At 47.3% G+C, this 18,134-nt stretch carries 20 protein-coding genes and 1 pseudogene; 16 read left to right on the top strand and 5 right to left on the bottom strand.

Annotation, left to right across the window (positions count from 1 at the left end; translation table 11 throughout):
- Positions 1-270: group II intron maturase-specific domain-containing protein (locus tag BLQ32_RS20095; RefSeq protein WP_280513356.1), on the top strand; the 270-nt coding region annotated here is incomplete at its 5' end.
- A gap of 65 nt (positions 271-335) precedes the next feature.
- Here BLQ32_RS20095 and BLQ32_RS19340 read toward each other — a convergent pair.
- On the bottom strand, positions 336-1,190 hold the full coding sequence (locus BLQ32_RS19340) for a transporter substrate-binding domain-containing protein (RefSeq protein ID WP_074511847.1): 855 nt from the start codon (positions 1,188-1,190) through the stop codon (positions 336-338).
- A gap of 180 nt (positions 1,191-1,370) precedes the next feature.
- On the opposite strand from BLQ32_RS19340, the gene BLQ32_RS19335 reads away from it, so the two are divergent.
- The 4 genes from BLQ32_RS19335 to BLQ32_RS19320 are packed head-to-tail and all read left to right on the top strand — an operon-like array spanning position 1,371 to position 4,923.
- Positions 1,371-1,994 (top strand): TetR/AcrR family transcriptional regulator, encoded by a 624-nt coding sequence (locus BLQ32_RS19335; RefSeq protein ID WP_074511845.1) that lies wholly within the window; start codon positions 1,371-1,373, stop codon positions 1,992-1,994.
- Positions 1,995-2,005: 11 nt separating this feature from the next.
- Complete coding sequence (locus BLQ32_RS19330; RefSeq protein WP_074511843.1) at positions 2,006-2,935, top strand: ABC transporter ATP-binding protein; 930 nt, start codon at positions 2,006-2,008, stop codon at positions 2,933-2,935.
- The gene (locus BLQ32_RS19325) at positions 2,916-4,520 is read left to right on the top strand and encodes an ABC transporter permease (RefSeq protein ID WP_074511841.1); all 1,605 of its coding nucleotides are present in this window, start codon (positions 2,916-2,918) and stop codon (positions 4,518-4,520) included. The genes BLQ32_RS19330 and BLQ32_RS19325 overlap by 20 nt, the downstream gene beginning before the upstream one ends.
- Positions 4,521-4,539: 19 nt before the next feature.
- Positions 4,540-4,923 (top strand): VOC family protein, encoded by a 384-nt coding sequence (locus tag BLQ32_RS19320; protein ID WP_074511839.1) that lies wholly within the window; start codon positions 4,540-4,542, stop codon positions 4,921-4,923.
- A gap of 87 nt (positions 4,924-5,010) precedes the next feature.
- Here the strand turns inward: BLQ32_RS19320 and BLQ32_RS19315 are convergent, their stop codons facing one another.
- Both BLQ32_RS19315 and BLQ32_RS19310 read right to left on the bottom strand, forming a co-directional pair.
- On the bottom strand, positions 5,011-5,700 hold the full coding sequence (locus BLQ32_RS19315; protein WP_074511837.1) for an LrgB family protein: 690 nt from the start codon (positions 5,698-5,700) through the stop codon (positions 5,011-5,013).
- A 2-nt stretch (positions 5,701-5,702) separates the two neighbouring features.
- Entirely contained in the window at positions 5,703-6,074 is a 372-nt protein-coding gene (locus BLQ32_RS19310; RefSeq protein WP_074511835.1) for a CidA/LrgA family protein, read from the bottom strand.
- Positions 6,075-6,315: 241 nt separating this feature from the next.
- Here BLQ32_RS19310 and BLQ32_RS19305 point away from each other — a divergent pair, with 241 nt between their 5' ends.
- From BLQ32_RS19305 to brnQ, 5 genes and pseudogenes are all read left to right on the top strand, one after another.
- Positions 6,316-7,014, top strand: a complete 699-nt coding sequence (locus tag BLQ32_RS19305; protein ID WP_036802724.1) for an AIM24 family protein — start codon at positions 6,316-6,318, stop codon at positions 7,012-7,014.
- Positions 7,015-7,089: 75 nt separating this feature from the next.
- Positions 7,090-8,007 carry a DUF2971 domain-containing protein gene (locus BLQ32_RS19300; RefSeq protein ID WP_074511833.1) on the top strand — a complete coding sequence of 306 codons (918 nt, stop codon included), beginning with the start codon at positions 7,090-7,092 and terminating at the stop codon, positions 8,005-8,007.
- Positions 8,008-8,032: 25 nt separating this feature from the next.
- A pseudogene (locus BLQ32_RS20240) lies at positions 8,033-8,155 on the top strand (SDR family NAD(P)-dependent oxidoreductase); the annotation flags it as partial.
- Positions 8,142-8,303 (top strand): SDR family oxidoreductase, encoded by a 162-nt coding sequence (locus tag BLQ32_RS20235; RefSeq protein WP_425312200.1) that lies wholly within the window; start codon positions 8,142-8,144, stop codon positions 8,301-8,303. The pseudogene BLQ32_RS20240 and the gene BLQ32_RS20235, both read left to right, overlap by 14 nt.
- Positions 8,304-8,601: 298 nt before the next feature.
- A complete protein-coding gene (brnQ, locus tag BLQ32_RS19285; protein WP_074511831.1) occupies positions 8,602-9,972 on the top strand; it encodes a branched-chain amino acid transport system II carrier protein in 1,371 nt (456 codons plus the stop codon).
- A gap of 108 nt (positions 9,973-10,080) precedes the next feature.
- Here brnQ and BLQ32_RS19280 read toward each other — a convergent pair whose 3' ends face one another.
- Positions 10,081-10,734, bottom strand: coding sequence for a GntR family transcriptional regulator (locus BLQ32_RS19280; RefSeq protein WP_074511829.1), 654 nt, complete (start codon positions 10,732-10,734; stop codon positions 10,081-10,083).
- Between the two features lie 171 nt (positions 10,735-10,905).
- Here BLQ32_RS19280 and BLQ32_RS19275 point away from each other — a divergent pair, with 171 nt between their 5' ends.
- From BLQ32_RS19275 to BLQ32_RS19250, 6 genes are all read left to right on the top strand, one after another.
- Complete coding sequence (locus BLQ32_RS19275) at positions 10,906-11,262, top strand: SpoIIAA family protein (RefSeq protein ID WP_074511828.1); 357 nt, start codon at positions 10,906-10,908, stop codon at positions 11,260-11,262.
- A 142-nt stretch (positions 11,263-11,404) separates the two neighbouring features.
- A complete protein-coding gene (locus tag BLQ32_RS19270; RefSeq protein ID WP_074511826.1) occupies positions 11,405-12,598 on the top strand; it encodes a class I SAM-dependent rRNA methyltransferase in 1,194 nt (397 codons plus the stop codon).
- Positions 12,599-12,751: 153 nt separating this feature from the next.
- The gene (locus tag BLQ32_RS19265) at positions 12,752-13,963 is read left to right on the top strand and encodes an MFS transporter (protein ID WP_074511825.1); all 1,212 of its coding nucleotides are present in this window, start codon (positions 12,752-12,754) and stop codon (positions 13,961-13,963) included.
- A 22-nt stretch (positions 13,964-13,985) separates the two neighbouring features.
- Positions 13,986-14,546 carry a GNAT family N-acetyltransferase gene (locus BLQ32_RS19260; RefSeq protein WP_074511823.1) on the top strand — a complete coding sequence of 187 codons (561 nt, stop codon included), beginning with the start codon at positions 13,986-13,988 and terminating at the stop codon, positions 14,544-14,546.
- 48 nt (positions 14,547-14,594) lie between these two features.
- Entirely contained in the window at positions 14,595-16,334 is a 1,740-nt protein-coding gene (locus BLQ32_RS19255; protein WP_074511822.1) for an ABC transporter ATP-binding protein, read from the top strand.
- A gap of 62 nt (positions 16,335-16,396) precedes the next feature.
- Positions 16,397-17,161 (top strand): MerR family transcriptional regulator, encoded by a 765-nt coding sequence (locus BLQ32_RS19250; RefSeq protein ID WP_074511821.1) that lies wholly within the window; start codon positions 16,397-16,399, stop codon positions 17,159-17,161.
- Between the two features lie 739 nt (positions 17,162-17,900).
- Here the strand turns inward: BLQ32_RS19250 and BLQ32_RS19975 are convergent.
- On the bottom strand, positions 17,901-18,134 hold a 234-nt coding region (locus tag BLQ32_RS19975; RefSeq protein ID WP_074511818.1), incomplete at its 5' end, for a hypothetical protein.

The following is an 18,134-nucleotide window of genomic DNA, read 5'->3' as shown; positions in this document are numbered from 1 at the left end:
AGCGTATTCAAAGACCTCGAATCGTGGATTCGAAGAAGGCTCCGCATGTGCATATGGAAAGATTGGAAGAAGCCGAGTACGAAAGTGAGAAAACTCATCGGGTTGAGTATCCCGAAAGGGAAGGCTTATGAATGGGGCAACTCGCGAAAGAGCTACTGGCGAATTTCAAAAAGTCCCGTATTGCACAGAGCCCTCGGAAACTCCTACTGGAGTTCCCAAGGACTCAAAAGTCTGGTCGCACGTTATGAAACTTTGCGTCATCCATCTTAATTGAACCGCCGTATACCGAACGGTACGTACGGTGGTGTGAGAGGTCGGGAGTTAATCACTCCCTCCTACTCGATTTCCTCAATATCCACTTTTTGTGTCACGTCCGCACCGTTAAAGAAGTCGCCGGAAATTTTGGCGATGGTGCCGTCTTCAATCATTTCTTCGATGACACGATTCACGTTTTCAACCAGTTCACCATTGTCTTTGTTCATCACAACGCCCACTTCAGAAGGGCTGTATTTCAAGTCCGGATGAATGGTGATGTTCAGTTCCGGGAAAGCGGCAAGTGCCAGCGTCTGCAAATAATAGTCGTTTAAAATGACATCCGTGCGCCCGATGGACACGTCGCGCAGGTACACTTCGTTTGTGGCGTTGTCATAAACCACTTCTTCTGCGCCGTATTCACGTGCAGTTTCCATGTAAACGGAAGTGGATGCGCCTGCCGCTTTTTTGCCTTTCAAGTCTTCCATCGTCTTGATTCCGGATAAATCGTCTTTCCGGACAATAGCGGTGCCGTATGAGTACTTGAACGGCGTTGAAAACGCGAAGTTCTCTTTCCGGTCTTCGGTCACTTCAATGTCATTGGCGGCCAAATCCACTTGGCCGGTTTGCACAGACGTCAGCATCTCATCAAAGCCCAGTTCCGTAAATTCAACTTCCAGCTTCAAACGCTTAGCCAGCTCACGCACGACTTCCACTTCGAATCCTGTCAGTTTATCAGACCCTTCCTCGCGGTAGGACGTAGGGAATAATGTTCCGGAAGTGGCGACTGTCAAGGAGCCTTCTTCTTGGATCCGATCCCATTCTGATGGTTTTTCTTCAGCCGTGTTGTCGCTGCTGTTTCCACAGCCAGCCAATAATGACAATGCTAATATTCCAGCGAACAAAGAGCCGCTTTTTTTATTCCATAACTTTTTCAATTATTATTCCTCCTATAATTTATTTTCAATTTGAACATAGCACTAACTGGCGAGTGGAGCAAAAGTTTAATTCTGAAAAATTAAAAATAGAAAAATCTGAAAACTTATTGACCAAGCTGGTCTACGGGTGTATTCTGTAGTCGACCAGAGGGGTCTAAACGAGCGGAGAGGTTGGTGCAGATGGAAAAATTCATAAATCTCGACGATAAGAAAAAACAAAAGATCTTGGATGCGGCCCTTCAAGAATTTGCAGAACACGGCTATCAGCAAGCTTCGACAAATCGCATTGTAAAAAAAGCGGAAATCGGCAAAGGGATGCTGTTTTATTATTTTAAAAGCAAAAAAGAACTTTATGAATACTTAATTGAACATAGCTTGGACATCGTCGTAAATGCGTACTTCAAACAAGTGGATACAGCAGAAACGGATTTTATCGAGCGCTTAAAGCAAGCTGCCCAAGTAAAAATGAAGGCACAGGTGGAAAATACGCAGGTTTTTAATTTTTTGGGGAGTTTTGTATTGGCAAAAGAAGCGGAGATGCCGCCGCATTTGCAGAAAAAATACACCGAATTGAATACTTTAGCAGGGGCATTGATGTATGAAGGCATCGATAAATCGCTGATCCGGAAAGAATTGGATGCAGACAAAGCGTTTCAGTTGATCCGCTGGTCAATCGAAGGCTATCAGAATGAGTTGCTGAAGCGTCTTGAAGGCAGCAAAATGTCATCCATTGATTTTGGTCCTTATTGGGAAGAGTTCCATGGCTACCTGGATATTCTTAAGAAAAGTTTTTACAGGGAATAGGAGGATTTGGCATGAGCATTTTGAAAACAAGCGCATTGACGAAGGATTTCGGAAATTTTACGGCATTGGACGGAGTGGATATTGAAGTTGGAAAAGGAGAAGTGTACGGCTTTATCGGGCCGAACGGTGCTGGAAAATCTACGGCGATCCGCGTTCTTCTTGGAATCTTAAAAGCAACTTCCGGAAAAGCGGAAATTTTTGGGCTCGATGCCTGGAATGACGCAGTAGAGATTCACAAACGTGTGGCTTATGTTCCGGGTGATGTAAATTTATGGCCGAATTTAACAGGCGGAGAAGTCATTGACCTGTTTGTGAAGTTGCGCGGAGGAAATGGCCAATCGCGGCGGGAAGAGTTGGTCCGGAGGTTCGGCTTGGATCCGACCAAAAAATGCCGGACGTATTCAAAAGGGAACCGGCAAAAAGTGGCTTTGGTGGCGGCATTGTCGATGGAAGCCGATCTTTACATCCTTGATGAGCCGACATCGGGACTGGATCCTTTAATGGAACGCGTTTTCCAGGAATGGGTGGCGGAAGCCAAGCAGCAAGGCAAGAGCATTCTGCTTTCCAGCCATATTCTTTCAGAAGTTGAAAAGCTTTGCGACAAAGTGGCAATTATCCGGCAGGGAAAGATTATTGAAACGGGAACGCTGCGTGAATTGCGGCATTTGACGGGAAGCATTTTAACGGTGGAAACGAAGCGGCTGATGCCTTTGCTGCACGAGGTGAAAGGGGTGCATGGAATCCGGGAACATCAGGGGATTGTTTCATTCCAGGTGGACACAGAAAAGATGGACGAAGTGATGCGCTATGTCAGCGGCTTTGGTGTGGTCCGGCTGGAAAGTTCGCTGCCGACTTTGGAGGAGTTGTTTATGCGCCACTATGAAGAAGGAGGCGCAACGCAGGAACAGGAGGCGGCTTCCCATGAACAAAAGCTTGTTTAATGGAACCGGCACATTGATGCGTTTTATATGGCGGCGCGACCGTTTGCGCATCCCGATTTGGCTGCTGTCATTCGCAGTTGTTTCCATGGTGACGGCCGTGGCGTTTACGGATTTGTATCAAAATGCAGCTGAACGGCAGGCAATAGCGGAAACGATGAGAAATCCAGCGATGACAGCGATGGTCGGCCCTGGCTATGGGCTCGATAATTATACAGAAGGGGCCATGATGGCCCATCAAATGCTGTTAATGACCGCTGTCGTTGTGGGATTGATGAGCATCTTGCTCGTTGCCCGCCATACGCGGAGCGATGAGGAAGAGGGCCGGATTGAATTGATCCGATCCCTGCCGGTAGGGCGTTTATCGACTCTCCAATCGGTGCTGCTGGTCATGTTCATTGTCGATATTCTTTTAGCGGTTACGACGGGCTTGGGACTTTATGCGCTGGGAATCAGCAGCATGGATTTGGAAGGCTCGCTGCTTTACGGAGCGGCATTAGGGGCGGTCGGTTTGTTTTTTGCAGCGCTTACCGCCGTATTTGCACAGCTTTCGCAGAATTCGCGAAATACTGTCGGACTTTCAGTGATCGTGCTGCTTCTTGGCTATGCGTTGCGGGCAATCGGGGATATCGGGATGGAAGCCTTGTCTTGGACGACGCCGCTTGGCTGGGTGCTGCGTTCCGAAGTATACGTCCAAAATATTTGGTGGCCGGTGTGGCTGACGATAGGAGCAGCATGTTTGCTGGCGGTTCTGGCTTTGTATTTGAATTCCATCCGGGATTTGGGTTCCGGCTTTTTGCCTGCCAGAACCGGCAAGGCACACGCCTCGCCGGCATTGCAAAGTTCTCTTGGCCTGGCAGTTCGCCTGCAGCGCACCGGGTTGGTTGCTTGGGCATTTGGCCTGTTTTTGATCGGTGCTTCATACGGTTCTGTACTGGGTGATTTGGAATCTTTTTTTGCAGATGTGGAAATCATGCAGGAATTCTTAGCCGCAGCGCCCGGAAGTTCCTTGACGGAACAGTTTATTCCGATGCTGATGTCGGTTATGGCAATCATTGGCACCATTCCGGTCTTACTGGCTATTTTAAGGCTAAAAGGCGAGGAAAAGAACAACCGGCTGGAACATTTCCTCAGCCGGGCCGTTTCCAGAAACCGGTTATTGGGTAGTTATGTAGTAATTTCTCTTTTCACCAGTTTCATCATGCTGTCGCTTGCCGGTCTGGGAATCGGGCTTGTAGGCAATGCCATGATGCAAGAAGGGCTGCCGCTTGGGGTGTTTTATAAAGCGGCGATTGTTTATCTGCCGGCAGCCTGGGTGATGACCGGGTTAGCAGCCGCTTTGATTGGCTGGCTGCCAAAAGCAACTGGATTGGTTTGGCTGTATTTGGTGTTTTCATTCACAGTTGTTTATTTAGGAGCGTTGTTTCAGTTTCCTGAATGGACAGAAAAAGCGACGCCGTTTGGCCATATCCCGCAGCTTCCGGTTGAAGAGCAAAACTGGATGGCATTGGCCATCTTGACGGTTATTGCCGCCGTTTTGCTGATCGCCGGTTTTGCCGGTTTCAATCGAAGAGATATCAGCAATTGAAAGAAGGAGTGTAAAGACATTGGAAAAGCTATTTCCCAAAATCACCACATTTTTAATGTTTTCCGGGCAAGCAGAGGAAGCGATGGATTTCTATACGGGTCTGTTTGAAGATTCTCGTATTGAGGCGATTGTCCATAACGAAGATGGAACAGTCATGCAGGCTACATTTACATTAAAAGGGCAAACTTTGATGTGCATTGACAGTGTGGCCAATCACGAATTTACGTTTACGCCGGCCATTTCTCTTTTTGTTGCATGCGATAGCGAAGAAGAGATTGACCGCTTGTTTGGCCAGCTTTCAGAAGGCGGCGGTGTCCTCATGCCGCTTGATGAATACCCGCACAGCAAAAAGTTCGGCTGGTTGGTGGACCGGTTCGGCGTGTCCTGGCAATTGAATTATTAAAATGAGAAATCCTGCAGGGAAACAGCCATGTGAAGTTTCCCTGCAGGATTTCTGTATGGTGCGCCTATAGAAAAAAGCTGTTCTCTATTAAAAGAACAGCCATACAATCACAGGGCCTAAAAAAGAACCGACAACCGCGCTTAATGTCATGGCCACGGAACTCATTGAAGCTTCTTCAGGGCCATATTCAAAAGCTTTTGCGGTGCCAAGGCCATGGGCGGAAGAACCAAGGCCGATGCCGCGGCCGATTGAAGAGTCTATGCGCAGAGTTTTCAAGAGCCATGGCCCGACAAGGATTCCGGTAAAGCCGGCAACCATCACATAGACTGCCGCAAGTGAAGGAATGCCGCCAAAAGCTTCCGCCATTTGCATGGCGACTGGCGTGGTAATGGATTTCGGCAGCATCGTCAGAACCATCTCGGCGGAAAAGCCGAACAGCTTCGTCAACAAAGAGCCGCTGAGAAGGCCGACAATCGAACCTGCCGTTACGCCAATGGCAATAGGGAGCAAGTTCTTCCTGAGCAGTTCCCACTGCTTGTAAAGCGGCACCGCCAAAGCCACAACCGCTGGCCCGAGCAATTCGCCGACCCACTTGCCGCCGAGCATATACGTGTCGTACGAAACATCAAACACGAGCAAAATCATTACCAATGCTACGGTAGTAGTCAATACGGGGTTCAGGATGGTCCAGCGGTATTTTATGTATTGGCTGTTCAAAAACAAATAGAGAACGGTGGTCAGCCCTGCAAAAAGCAGGGCCAGCAGAAAAATGTGCATGTTCATTTGCCCTCCTTTTGCAACGCCGTGCGTGCCGTCCACTGGCTGATCCATGCAGAAACCGCCATCGTCAAAAGCGTACTAACGATGGCAATGACCAGAAGCCAAACGCCTTTGCCGGTAAAAACATCGGCATAATCGATGACGCCGACTGTCGCTGGAATAAAATACAGCGATAAAAAAGCCAACAGGAAATGAGCGCCGGAATCGATCCATTTCAGCGGATAGATTTTTAGGAGAAGAGCGGAAAATAAGAGCAAAAACCCGATAATGCTGCCGGGGAGCGGCAAGCTGAAAAGTGCACGCAGCCATTCACCAAGCAAATAAAAGCCGAACAAAACGGCAAGTTGAATAAAAGTAAGAAGGAATTTCATCAGCCATCGCGCCTTCCTGTAAAATAGACGAGTGAAATGTGGTTAAGAATTATTCCACTGTCATTTATTTTACCGCAAATTTTATGAAAAGCGAGAGCTGTGCATATATATAGAAGGAACTGATTAAAAATAGAAATTCTATGTGTTTATTCGGTGCGGATGGCCAGGGAGTTGACGGCACTGGAGTGAACTTCACCATTGGAACAAGGCATTGACTGATATGAAGAAAGGGGAAGGGACAATGGGCAATTATACAATTGATGAATTTATTCAACAGACAAAGCAAGATGAACAGGAGAACGATTATTTTGAGCTGGAAACGCCGCGCATTTTGGAAGTAAATTTATTGGAGATGGTATGGGCAAAGGCAGGTTCCATGATTTCCTATACCGGCCAGATTAAGTTTGAGCGGGAGCGGCTGCTTGAACACGGCGTGGGGGTGATGTTCAAAAAAGCGATGACCGGTGAAGGTGCTTCTCTGATGAAAGCTACCGGCCGGGGGCGCTTGTATTTGGCGGACCAAGGCAAAAAAATCACGATTTTTGAGTTGAATGGCGAATCGATTACGGTTAACGGCAATGATCTTCTCGCTTTCGAACCGGGCATCGAGTGGGAAATCAAAATGATGCGGAAAGTGGCCGGCATGATGGCAGGCGGTTTGTTCAACGTAACATTAAAAGGGAAAGGGAGAGTCGCCATCACTTCCCATTACGAGCCGTTGACACTGCTGGTTAAGCCAGGGGAACCGGTCATTACTGATCCGGGAGCAACGGTCGCCTGGTCCGGTGATTTAACGCCGGAGTTCCGGACGGATATCAGTATCCGGACGTTCCTTGGCAGAGGCAGCGGCGAATCGATTCAAATGGAATTTTCCGGTGAAGGCTTTGTCATTGTGCAGCCGTTCGAAGAAAAGTATGCAGCGCCAAACGTATCGGTTTAAGCTGTTTGAATGATGGGCAATCGGGAATAAAAAAGTCGATCAGCTGTTTCATTTTAGACGGAAGGAGCTGCTGTTATGGCAAAGAGCGGCGGGTTGGCTGAAGCACTGGAATGGCAGTTCCGGAACGAAGTCGACAAACAAATTCGGAAAACCCATGAATCCGGCCAAACACTTTATCACTACACAAGCCTTCAGAGCTTAATGGGGATGATTGAAACCAATAACTTGTGGATGAGCAAAGGCAATTTTCTTAATGATTCGAGTGAATTGATTTATTTTTCAAATGTGCTGAGGAGTGTCATTGGCAAGATGGAAATCCAAAGAGAAACGGAACTGTGGCAATTATTTATACGGGAATTGGAAGGCTCCATGAAACGCTTCTTGGAAGGGATTGAAGGAAGCGGTTTTGAAGTTTATATTTTTTCGCTGTCCTATTCGCCGGACTCTTTGGCTCTTTGGTACAACTACGCAAAAGGCGAAGGGTATAACCTTGGTTTTGATGCAGAAGAACTGCTTCAAAAAGCATCTGCTTTTCCGGACGAATCAGATGTCCTGCACGGTTTGGTCGTATACGACCGACAAGAACAGGAATTGATTTTGATGAATTTTTTGATTGAAACATTCAAACGGGTGGTTCAATACGAACCCGGCGACATCAAAAAAGCATTGCCGCGCCATTTTTTATCGGTTATTGCGACTTGTGCCATCTTCTTTAAAGATCCGGCTTTTAAAAGTGAAGAAGAATACCGGATTGCTTATAAGAATACAAGCGGCACTATGCATTCTGCGGTACGCTTTCGGGCACAAAACGGCGTAATTATCCCCTTTATCACCGTTGATTTTGAAGAACGCTTGCCCATCAGCCATATTACCATCGGTCCGAAGAACAACATTGATATCGCCAAAAGAGGCATAGAACATTATCTGAAAAGCAAAGGCTACAATATGAAAAACCTATCCATCAACAAGTCTGTCGCGGCCCTTAGGTATTGAGTTTAAATCGGCAAGGAGTAGTTGGATGTATCCGGATTTAGCGGGGAAAACGGCAATAGTCACCGGTGCTTCAAAAGGAATTGGCAAAGGAATCGTCGAACGTTTCGGAAAAGAGAAGATGAATGTTGTAGTGGATTACCACACAGATTAAGAATGTGCTGAAGATACAGCTCAGCCATCCGGATCAAATTGCAGCAGCGGCTGCCTGGCTTGTATCTTCAGAAGCAGATTATGTAACCGGCACCACGTTATTCGTAGATGGCGGGATGACTTTATACCCTTCCCAATTAAAATAATCCCGAAAGCTTTGCCGATCCGGCAAAGCTTTTTTATCTGCCCGATTTTATCTCAGCCTATACGCCGCAAGGATTAAGCCATTTAAATTATGTTGATAAAACATAAGACATCTAACGAATTAACAAAATAGACAGACTTTTTTAAAATTATTAGATATTAATCGTTGCAATTTCTTAAAAATGCTGTATTATTACTTTATGCGATATATTGCATACTTTTCTAAGTGTTATACTGAAATTATTGTCTAATGGTACCACAGGAAAATACACGGTGTTATTCACCCAGGAGGAAAACAGAATGGATACAAAATTATCTTTTAAAGCTTATGCGGTCGTCGGCATGATGTTGTTCGCATTATTCTTTGGAGCAGGGAACTTGATCTTTCCGGCACAGCTCGGCCAATATGCCGGTTCAGAAGTATGGATCGCAATTGCCGGATTTTTGATTACAGGCGTCGGCTTGCCATTGCTTGGTATTTTGGCAATCGGCTACTCGAAAAGCAATGACCTGCAAGACTTGTCAAGCCGGGTTCATCCGATTTTCGGGTTAATCTTTACAGCGTTGCTGTATTTGACCATTGGACCGTTCTTCGCCTTGCCAAGAACCGGCGCGGTTTCTTATGAAGTCGGCATTGCACCGTTTATCGGACAGGAATACATGTCAATCGGCCTGATTGTTTTCTCGGCTATTTTCTTTGGAATTTCACTTTGGCTTTCCTTGAACCCCTCAAAAATGGTGGACAGCATCGGGAAGTTTTTATCTCCAGCAATTTTAGTCACACTCGGCGTCCTATTGGTAGCGGCCATGTTCAATCCGATGGGTTCACCGGAAGCACCGCAGGAAGCTTATGCGAGCGGAGCTTTCTTGAAAGGCTTCACCGAAGGCTATAACACAATGGATGCTTTGGCGTCTTTAGTGTTCGGAATTATTGTCATTGCGACAGTACGTAAACTGGGCGTTACTTCATCAAAAGGCATTTTAGCTGCTACGCTGAAAAGCGGAGTTGTTGCGGCTGCCTTACTGGCGATTGTCTACACAGGAATTGCTTATTTGGGTGCGACAAGCACAACTACGCTTGGCTTGTTGGATACTGGCGGCCCCGTATTGAGCGGAGCGTCTTCCCATTACTTCGGAACGTTCGGCACTTTGCTATTGGCTGTTATTATTACCCTGGCTTGTTTGACAACAGCGATTGGCTTAATCGTAGCCAACGCAGAATTTTTCCATAAGCTGACGCCAAAAATCAGCTACAAAACCTATGTCGTGATTTTCTCGGTATTCTCGTTCATCGTGGCCAATGCAGGATTGGCGAATATCATTACGTATTCGATTCCGGTATTGATGTTCTTGTACCCGCTTGCGATTGTCTTGATCATCCTGGCTTTCGCTTCTCCATTGTTTAAGCATGATCGGATGGTTTATATTGCGGCGATCACCGTAACATTCTTTATTGCGATTATCGATGGCTTAAAAACTTTGACGGGTTCACTCGGGGTAGCAAATCCGGGATGGCTGCAAGCCATTGTTGATTTCTATGCTGCCGTATTGCCTCTATATGCAGACGGCCTTGGCTGGCTGTTGCCGGCAGTCGTTGTGATTGCAGTTACAGGATTAATTGCGCGCAGCAGAAAAGGCGTAAGTGTTCAAACCGCTCAAAACGAATATTAATAAAGTTAAGGCAGGCGGGTCCGGTTTCGGATCCGCTTCTCATATAAAAAGCTGTCCCGAAAGCTAATTGCTTTGGGACAGCTTTTTCAATGGAATCAAAACCGGAAATCAATTTACAGTCAGTTCCTCTATGGTACGGATCCAATTTGACTTCATCAGCTTTGTAGCTTTTTCAATATCTTTATCTTTAAAGGTTTGGATGATTTCAATATGCTCATCCACTGAAGACTGCGTCAAAATCAAAGAATGGTGGAAGAACAGTCTTCTGACATGGGCTTGAAGGCGATTCAAAATCGTGTCGACATATGGATTTTGGGAAGCGGTCACAATGTGCTGATGGAATTCCTCATCAATTTTCAAGGCTGAAAAATTATCACCTGCTCCAATGGCTTCGGCAAAACGGCGGTTCGTATCTTCCAATAGTTCAATCAGCTCTTCGTCTGCATTGGGAATGGCTAATTCGACAGCAAGTGATTGAAGAGCGGCAAGAGGCGGCAAAAGGATTTTGATGTCTTCTTTATCCACTTTTGTCACATGGGTCGCTTTTCCTGGGAACATTTCCACAAATCCTTGGACTTCCAGTAACTGCAACGCTTCTCTGACAGGGGTTCTGCTTAGGTTAAGGGCTTGAGCAAGCTCCGTATCGACTAGTTTTTCTTCAGGCTGCAATGTACCATCTATAATCCATTGTTGCAATTGTTCGAATGCGCTTTCCTTCGCGGTAACACGAATCGGTTTGGCATGGTTGACTGGAATCGGCATTGCAGATTCATCCTTTCTATGTCGTGCAGTATAGAATAATTATACCCTATTTTGTGGAAAAATGAAATATTCTTAATGCAATATATCGCGATTAGCAACCTCTCTATGTTCTCGTTTTGCTTTTTTGGAATAGGGAATAAAGAAAACAAGCTTTTAAAAGGAGGCCAAACGATGCTCGCATTTGTACCAAGCAAAGATACCGAAACCATTGCAATGGAGTTTAACGGAAAAGCCACTCAGGAAGATCTGGAGAAGTTCGACAAAGTCACCCAGGAAAAGTTTGGAGAAAAAGGAGGCTTCAATGTATATTTGGTGGTTCATGACTTTGACGGGGCAAGCGCAAAAGCGATGTTTGAAGAAGTGAAGATTGATGTGAAGCGCTGGAGCCAGTATAACAAACTTGCGGTGGTCAGCGATAAAAGCCTGCTCGGAGCGATGGCCCAGTTTGCCGGTTATTTGCCGGGAGTCCAAGCCAAGCATTTTGATCTGGACGAAATGGAAACCGCTTGGGAGTGGATCAAGAACTGATTGGAAAGCCTTGCAAACCTGCAAGGCTTTTTGATTGGAGCTGCACCTATTGAAGTTCCTTTTGGCGATGGTATGAATGGGACCCGATTTGTATTAAACTGGAGAGAAGACAAATGTGTTTTAACGGATAGGATGAGTGATGATGAGACAAGAAATTACATTAACGGTGACCGATAAAGCGAAAGCAGAATTTCAGCGGGGGTTCCCATTGATCACAAAAGAAGCCCTTGAAGATGCAGATAAGCTGACGCAAGAGGGGACGATTGTAAACCTGGCGGACAAACAGGGCAAGTTCCTGGCAAAAGGGTATTACGGCAAGCAGAACAAAGGCTATGGCTGGGTATTGACGCGCAACAAAGACGAAGCGATCAGCCAAGGCTTTATGGAACGTACGCTGTCGGCGGCGCTTGACCAGCGGAAAAGCTTTTTCAACAATCCGGATACGACCGCTTTCCGCGTATTCAATGGAGAAGGAGACGGCTTTGGCGGTTTGACGATTGATTATTATGCCGGATTTTATTTGCTGAATTGGTATAGCGAAGGGGTGTATACCTTTAGAGATGAAATCATCGCAGCACTCGGCAATGTAGTGGATGCAAAAGGCATCTACCAGAAAAAACGCTTTGATACAAAAGGCCAGTACATTGAAGACGATGATTTTGTAGCGGGCGAACGCGGCGAGTTCCCGTTGATCGTAAAAGAAAACGGTGTGAATTTTGCGGTTTACTTGAACGACGGGGCGATGACGGGCATCTTCCTGGACCAACGGGACGTGCGGAATGCCATCAAGGAAAAATACGCCAAAGGCAAAACGGTCTTGAACACCTTTTCTTACACAGGCGCTTTTTCAGTGGCGGCCGCGGCCGGCGGTGCGGTGAAGACGACGAGCGTCGATTTGGCAAAACGCAGCTCTGCGAAAACCATTGAACAGTTCAGCGTCAATGGCATCGACTACGAACATCAGGACATCCTTGTCATGGACGTTTTCAATTACTTTAAATACGCGAAACGGAAAGAATTAAAATTTGATTTGGTCGTTCTCGATCCGCCGAGTTTTGCGCGTTCAAAAAAATACACATTCAGTACGGCAAAAGACTATACCAACTTGATGAAAGAAGCCATTGCGATTACGGAACAAAAAGGCATGATTGTCGCTTCCACCAATAGTGCGTCGTTTGGCATGAAGAAATTTAAAGGCTTTATCGAAAAAGCGTTCAAAGAAGAAGGCAAGAAATACCGCATTGTTGAAGAATACACGCTGCCTGCTGACTTCCGTGTACGCAAAGAGTTTAAAGAAGGCGATTATTTGAAAGTGTTGTTTGTGGAATTGGTTTAAGTACGGATAAAGAATGCAATAAGCGCTTGCAGGAGACTGCCTCAAACCCCTACGGAATTTTTCCGTAGGGGTTTTTGTCTTTGTCTGCCGATTGCCGGTGAACTGTTCTATAATGGAATTATCTGATTATATTAATTGAAAGGAGGCAATTTAATGACAAAAGCAATAAGTTCCCCTTTGGCTGGGAATCCCGTTTACCCGGTTATGTTTGCAATGGGCGCCTGCCATTTGCTGAATGACTCTTTACAAGCCGTCATCCCGGCAATGTTTCCGATTCTGGAAAAAGACCTTGGCTTAACGTTCACTCAACTCGGAATGATCGCTTTTGCATTGAACATCGTCGCCTCTTTGCTGCAGCCGGTTGTAGGCTTTATCAGCGACCGCAAGCCGATGCCGTTCGCTTTGCCGCTTGGCATGACCAGTTCGTTCATCGGCATGGCGGGACTGGCATTTGCGCCGGAATACTGGATGATTCTCGTGTCGGTGATGTTCCTGGGATTCGGTTCAGCCATTTTTCATCCGGAAGGCTCCCGTGTTTCTTATATGGCAGCCGGTACGAGACGGGGCTTGTCGCAGTCGATTTACCAAGTGGGCGGAAATTCGGGCCAGGCGCTGGCGCCTTTGATCAGTGCATTCATTTTGGTGCCGCTCGGGCAGCAAGGCGCGGCTTTGTTTTTATTTGTCGCAGCCCTCGGCATCTTCATTCTTTCCAAAATCTCATTTTGGTACAAGGAACAGCTGGCCAAAGAGAAATTGCAGAAAGGCAAAAAGGCTTTGCTGTCTTCGCTGCCTGCCCTGACGAAAAAGCAAGTGGGCGTAGCTTTGGCGCTATTGCTGATCATCATTTTTGCCCGCTCATTTTACGTCACCAATATGACCAGTTTTTATATTTTCCATCTAATGGATTCATACGGTCTGACGATTCAAACTGGCCAGCTTTACATTTTCTTGTTTTTAGCAGTTGGTGCAGCGGGAACGTTTTTCGGCGGGCCGATGGCGGACAAAATTGGCCGAAAAAATGTGATTGTCTTGTCGATTCTCGTTCCCATTCCACTGGCGATTGCGTTGCCTTACATGCCGCTGTTTATCGTGATTATTTTGTTGGCATTAATCGGTTTTTTCATTATGCTGAGCTTTTCGGTAACCGTCGTCTATGCCCAGGAATTAGTGCCGAGTAAAATCGGTACGATGTCCGGGCTGACTGTCGGCCTTGCTTTTGGCATGGGCGCAATCGGCGGCGTCGTGATCGGTATTTTAATGGATTACATCGGAGTCTACGAAACAATGGTTGTCGTTTCGTTCCTGCCGATTATCGGCCTTGTTGGTTTAGGTTTGCCGAAAGACCGCAAAATAACTGCTGCATAATCTGACAAAAAGGATGATGAACATGGACAAAGCAATTCCTGAAGTTCCCGAAGAAATCCGTACAGAACGTTTATTGATCCGCATGCCGAAACCGGGAGACGGAAAAGTGGTGAATGCCGCAATCCGGGCTTCCATCAAAGAACTGAAAGCGTGGCTGCCTTTTGCCCAGCAGCTGCCTTCGGTTGAAGAAACGGAAATTAATACAGTGGAAGCACATCTCAACTTCCTAAAGCATGAAAATCTGCGTTATCTTATTTTTAACAAAGAGACAGGCGAGTTTATCGGTTCGAGCGGTTTTCATAGCATTGAATGGGAAGTGCCGAAGATGGAAATCGGCTACTGGATCGACACGCGCTGGAGCGGCTTTGGCTATATGGCAGAAGCGGTATCGGCGCTGTCTGAACTCGCTTTGGATGGGTTCAGGTGCAAACGGCTGGAAATCAGATGCGATGCTGAAAACGTAAAAAGCCGGGCCATTCCTGAAACCCTTGGCTTTGTTCTGGAAGGCGTCTTACATAATGATGAACTGTCAGTGGACGGCAAGAATCTGACGGATACGTGCATTTACGCGAAATTCATGTAAATAAGAAAAGAAAGCAGAAATTTAATTTTTAGAATGGAGCTTTCGATGATGGAAAAAGCACAAGCGACAACAAGCATCAAAACATTTGTTTCACTTCTCCTTTCGTTAAAGATTCCAAAGTGGGCACTGGCTATCGGGTTGGGTTCGAGCGTTATTACCACGTTGGTGGGGCTGGCAGTTCCGTTATTGACTAAGAATTTAGTGGATGGCTTTTCAATTGACACAATTAGCCCATGGCTGGTCGGCGGCTTGGTCGCCGCTTTTATCCTCCAAGCTGTCATCAACGGAATATCGATTTATTTATTAAGTCTGGTCGGCCAAAAAATCGTGGCAAATTTGAGGAGCCGGATGTGGACCCATTTGATCCGGCTGCGGGTTCCGTATTTTGATCAGCAGGCGAGCGGGGAAACGGTCAGCCGCGTCGTTAATGATACGGGAATTGTCCGCAATTTGATTACCGACCATTTTCCGCAGTTCATCACCGGCATCATCTCTATTATCGGAGCGGTCATTATCTTGCTGGTGCTCGATTGGAAAATGACCTTAATTATGTTGTTGTCTGTACCGATTACGATTGCCATCATGATTCCGCTCGGGCGCCGGATGGCCAAGATTTCCCGCAGCTTGCAAGATGAGACCGCGGTATTTACGGGCCATGTACAGCAAACGCTGAGCGAAATCCGTTTGATGAAATCTTCAACCGCTGAAATAGTAGAAGAAGACCGAGGCTTAGGCGGCATTCAAAAGCTGTTCAAGATCGGCTTGAAAGAAGCGAAAATTTATGCGCTTATTGCACCGCTCATGTACACCGTGGTCATGGCGGTCATTGTCCTGATTATCGGCTACGGCGGTGTGCGGGTGGCAGAAGGCACGATGTCGACAGGTTCTCTGGTGGCCTTTCTTTTGTACCTGTTCCAAATCGTTGTACCGATGACCAGTTTTGCGCTGTTTTTTACGGAACTTCAAAAAGCAAAAGGGGCCACAGAGCGCATTATCGGCATTTTGGATTTGCCGCTTGAAGAAGGGCAGGAAGGCCGTGTAATCGATATTGCCCATCAAACCTTGCGGCTTGAAGGAGTGGATTTTGCGTATGAACAAGGAGAACCCGTTCTGCAGAACATCTCTTTTGAAGCGAATCCCGGCGAAATGATTGCTTTTGCAGGGCCGAGCGGAGGCGGGAAAACGACCGTCTTCGGCCTGATTGAGCGATTTTATGAGCCGACTGCCGGAACCATCACCATTGGCGGCATCCTCATCAACGAATTGTCGTTGACTTCCTGGCGCAGCCAAATTGGCTACGTGTCGCAGGAAAGCGCAATGATGGGCGGCACAATCCGGGCGAACTTGACCTATGGCTTACCGGGTGCCGAACAGATTCCGGACGAGGAGCTGTGGCATGTTGCACGAATGGCTTATGCGGAAGAATTTATCCAGGGCTTTCCGGACGGCCTGGACACGGAAGTCGGGGAGCGCGGCGTGAAGTTGTCCGGCGGCCAGCGCCAGCGGATAGCCATCGCACGGGCTTTTCTCCGCGATCCGAAAATCCTTATGATGGATGAAGCGACAGCGAGCCTCGACAGCCAGTCGGAAGGCATTGTCCAACAAGCTTTAAGTCGCTTGATGGAAGGGCGTACAACCTTGGTGATCGCTCACCGCCTGTCGACGATTGTCGATGCAGACAAAATTGTGTTTATTGAAAAAGGGCATGTAACAGGCATTGGAACACATCTCGAACTCAGCCGTTCCCATGAACTTTACAGCGAATTTGCCGAACAGCAATTAACGTAGATTTCATGCTTGACCTTGACGTTGCGTAAAGGTGTAAAGTGAAGGCATCAGGAGGTGAGCTTATGGAATATACCATTCAAAAGCTGGGAAACTTGGCAGGCGTCAGCACGAGGACTTTGCGGTATTACGATGAAATCGGAATTTTAAAGCCGGCACGAAAAAATTCAGCGGGATACCGGATCTATGGCCGGCAGGAAGTGGACAAGCTGCAGCAAATCCTCTTTTACCGGGAACTCGGGCTCGATTTGGACAGCATCAAGCGGCTTGTCAACGATCCAGCTTTTGACGGGGCTGCAGCGTTAAAGAATCACCGGCAGCAGCTTCTGGAAAAACGCCGCCAGCTCGATCTCTTGATCACAAATGTGGAAAAAACCATTTCCGCAGCGGAAGGGGAAATCCAAATGGCTGACAAGGAAAAGTTCGAAGGATTTAAGCAAAAGCTGGTGGATGACAACGAACAGCAATACGGCGAAGAAGTGCGTGCCAAATACGGCGATGACTTGGTGGATCGCTCAAATGCCAAAATGCTGAATATGAGCGAAGCGCAGTACGAAGAATTCATGAGCATCGAAAGAACACTCATGGAAAAATTGGCTGAAGCCTGCGAAACGGAAGATCCGGCAAGCGGCATTGCCCAACAAACAGCCGACCTGCACAGACAATGGCTGAGCTTCACATGGCCGATGTACAGCAAAGAAGCGCATGCGGGGCTTGCCGAGATGTATGTAGCCGATGAGCGTTTTGCCGCTTACTACAACAAAGTGCATCCAAATGCAGCTGAGTTCCTGCGGGATGCGATTTTGATCTACACCGGTACAAGCGAATAAAGAAAGAAAAAGGTTCCAGCCAAGCGGCTGGAACCTTTGAGCTTGTAGACAAAAGAATTTTTACGCATGATAACTGAATAAATATCCGCTTGGAGAGAACATTCCGGATCCTCCGTTTCAGCCGGACGCTTTCCGCGGGCTCGCGCCGAACTAACTCGGAACTGGCGTCCCGAGTGGATTTCGGCACTTCACTATCCCGCTGGAGTCGCCGGCTTTCACTTCGGTTCCTTAACATGAAGGCTATCCGGAGGTGTCACTTTTCACCTTGGGATGTCTTTTAAGCTTCAATCGAATGATCATTCAGTTGCGAATTAAAAAGAGATGCCCCAACCGGTTCGGCCACGGAGACTCCTGTGGGAGCAGTGAAGGAGCATCGCGACTGAGCGACGAAAGCTGAAGACCCCGCAGGAGCAGCGAAGCGACATTGGCCGAAGGCAGTGAGGCCAAGCCTTTGCGACGAAGCTAGCGCAGCGATGCAACGCTCTTTCATGTTTCGAAGCTAGCGAAGCGATGCAGAAACAGGAGCACATGGTTTTCAGTGACGAGGAGGCTGAAGCTGAGCCCACGGAAAGCGAAGTGGCCGGTCCGGTTGGTTTTATGCATCGCTATACATTTCATCTAGACTTTGTCTACAGTCTGAAAGGTTCCAGCCAAACGGCTGGAACCTTTTTCTTAGTGTGCCCGGCATGGGCGTAATCTATAGGGTGCAAGTCCCGAACGGTGAAGGCAGAAGTAACCGTTAGCCAAGCGCAAGGGTGTCCACGGCGACGTGGAATCTGAAGGAAGCGGGCGGCAAACCTCCGGTCTGAGGAACACGAACTTCATACAAGGCTATGTGCGATTGGGTGAGTCTGCTGAACAAGGCAAAGCCCTTTCTGCCGAAGGTCGCATGCAGTAAATGAAGCAGATAGGTGGAGGGAAAGATTGCGTTCTTACCCGGGGAGGTCTGGTTGAAACGCCAAGTACCCTTGGT

It is taken from the genome of Planococcus glaciei, assembly GCF_900099655.1.
GTDB lineage: Bacteria > Bacillota > Bacilli > Bacillales_A > Planococcaceae > Planococcus > Planococcus glaciei.
The sequence above is the reverse complement of the archived record's forward strand: the minus strand, read 5'-3'. Positions and strand labels throughout refer to the sequence as shown.

What these genes read in the sequence shown, in the direction of transcription:
- BLQ32_RS19330 (WP_074511843.1), top strand. Translation starts at nt 2,006, where the DNA reads ATGAGCATTTTGAAAACAAGCGCATTGACGAAGGATTTCGGAAATTTT.
- BLQ32_RS19310 (WP_074511835.1), bottom strand. Translation starts at nt 6,074, where the DNA reads ATGAAATTCCTTCTTACTTTTATTCAACTTGCCGTTTTGTTCGGCTTT.
- BLQ32_RS19250 (WP_074511821.1), top strand. Translation starts at nt 16,397, where the DNA reads ATGGAATATACCATTCAAAAGCTGGGAAACTTGGCAGGCGTCAGCACG.
- BLQ32_RS19325 (WP_074511841.1), top strand. Translation starts at nt 2,916, where the DNA reads ATGAACAAAAGCTTGTTTAATGGAACCGGCACATTGATGCGTTTTATA.
- BLQ32_RS19335 (WP_074511845.1), top strand. Translation starts at nt 1,371, where the DNA reads ATGGAAAAATTCATAAATCTCGACGATAAGAAAAAACAAAAGATCTTG.
- BLQ32_RS19315 (WP_074511837.1), bottom strand. Translation starts at nt 5,700, where the DNA reads ATGCACATTTTTCTGCTGGCCCTGCTTTTTGCAGGGCTGACCACCGTT.
- BLQ32_RS19300 (WP_074511833.1), top strand. Translation starts at nt 7,090, where the DNA reads ATGGCAAAGAGCGGCGGGTTGGCTGAAGCACTGGAATGGCAGTTCCGG.
- brnQ (WP_074511831.1), top strand. Translation starts at nt 8,602, where the DNA reads ATGGATACAAAATTATCTTTTAAAGCTTATGCGGTCGTCGGCATGATG.
- BLQ32_RS19260 (WP_074511823.1), top strand. Translation starts at nt 13,986, where the DNA reads ATGGACAAAGCAATTCCTGAAGTTCCCGAAGAAATCCGTACAGAACGT.
- BLQ32_RS19275 (WP_074511828.1), top strand. Translation starts at nt 10,906, where the DNA reads ATGCTCGCATTTGTACCAAGCAAAGATACCGAAACCATTGCAATGGAG.
- BLQ32_RS19305 (WP_036802724.1), top strand. Translation starts at nt 6,316, where the DNA reads ATGGGCAATTATACAATTGATGAATTTATTCAACAGACAAAGCAAGAT.
- BLQ32_RS19280 (WP_074511829.1), bottom strand. Translation starts at nt 10,734, where the DNA reads ATGCCGATTCCAGTCAACCATGCCAAACCGATTCGTGTTACCGCGAAG.
- BLQ32_RS19270 (WP_074511826.1), top strand. Translation starts at nt 11,405, where the DNA reads ATGAGACAAGAAATTACATTAACGGTGACCGATAAAGCGAAAGCAGAA.
- BLQ32_RS19265 (WP_074511825.1), top strand. Translation starts at nt 12,752, where the DNA reads ATGACAAAAGCAATAAGTTCCCCTTTGGCTGGGAATCCCGTTTACCCG.
- BLQ32_RS19255 (WP_074511822.1), top strand. Translation starts at nt 14,595, where the DNA reads ATGGAAAAAGCACAAGCGACAACAAGCATCAAAACATTTGTTTCACTT.